Below are 1,035 nucleotides of genomic sequence, written 5' to 3' on the forward strand. Positions count from 1 at the left end.
TCGCCAGCTCCTACAAAACCCAGCGGGAGCAAGCTCCCTCGCCACAGGGTTGGGTGTCGATTGGCCTATCTGTCGACGACACGAAACCACTGTGGGAGCCTGCTCCGGGCGGCGATCCGACGATGAGGCTTGCAACTATGGCATCAAGTCCGAAGCTCAACCCGGTCCAGGGCCTTGTTCGCCAGCAGCGTCCCCAGCTCGATCATCTGCACCCCCCCCAACGCCACATGCCGCCGCGAGCCTTCCAGGCCAAACGCCAGGTCGTTGAGCACCGCATTGGCCGAGGCCAGGGTTTCGCTGAGGTTGGCCAGCAAGGCTTCGGTGTCGATGCTGTCCGATACGGTGAACAATTGCACTGAGGGTTTGGGTTCTGGTTCGCTGTTGTCGGGCTTGAGGTAATGGTCCATCGCGCGGTCGGCAGCTTCTTTCAGCTTTTCGGGGGCGTAGTCGCCGTAGGGGAAGGTGGCGGCGGGTTTGGGAATGTCAGAATTATTTTTCAATTGAAGCTCCTTTAAACTATTGGAGCCCAGGACAAAACGTCCGGGCCAGTTGCCCCTTGAATTCTTTCGGACGGTCAAACCCGGTCGCTGAATTGGCAGCGACACTCAAAGGCTAGGCCCCTCGCTTCCGAGGGGCAACCTTAAAAACATGTCGGAAACTTCAGGGCGTCTGACAGACCGCTCATTTGATCAGGGATGTTTCGCACAAATTTGCGGGTAGGCTTTTTTTGAATTGAGTTGGGGTACATATCCATTGCTCATGCCGGGATGCCCACTCCACAATGCCTGTGTTCGGCCAGCGTGGTTAACGGGGCGCCGAGACCAACGTCCTCCCCGAGGCGGCCTGATAGCCGACCTGGTTCTTGATCGGACTGCGTTTATCCTGTGGGAGCGAGCTTGCTCGCGATGACGGTAGCCAATCCAAATCTGGGTAACTGAAGTACCGCTATCGCGAGCAAGCTCGCTCCCACACTGGATCTTCAGCAGACACAAATTCATGTGCACCGCAAAAACCTGTGGGAGCGGGCTTGCTCGC

The 1,035-nt window shown here is 57.7% G+C and carries 1 protein-coding gene; it reads right to left on the reverse strand.

The features are described from left to right. Window positions 1-143: 143 nt before the first annotated feature. Window positions 144-500 carry a DUF6124 family protein gene (locus OC610_RS27950; RefSeq protein ID WP_264432829.1) on the reverse strand — a complete coding sequence of 119 codons (357 nt, stop codon included), beginning with the start codon at window positions 498-500 and terminating at the stop codon, window positions 144-146. Window positions 501-1,035: the final 535 nt, after the last annotated feature.

Origin of the sequence: Pseudomonas agronomica (assembly GCF_025917275.1) — a bacterium.
Lineage (GTDB): Bacteria > Pseudomonadota > Gammaproteobacteria > Pseudomonadales > Pseudomonadaceae > Aquipseudomonas > Aquipseudomonas agronomica.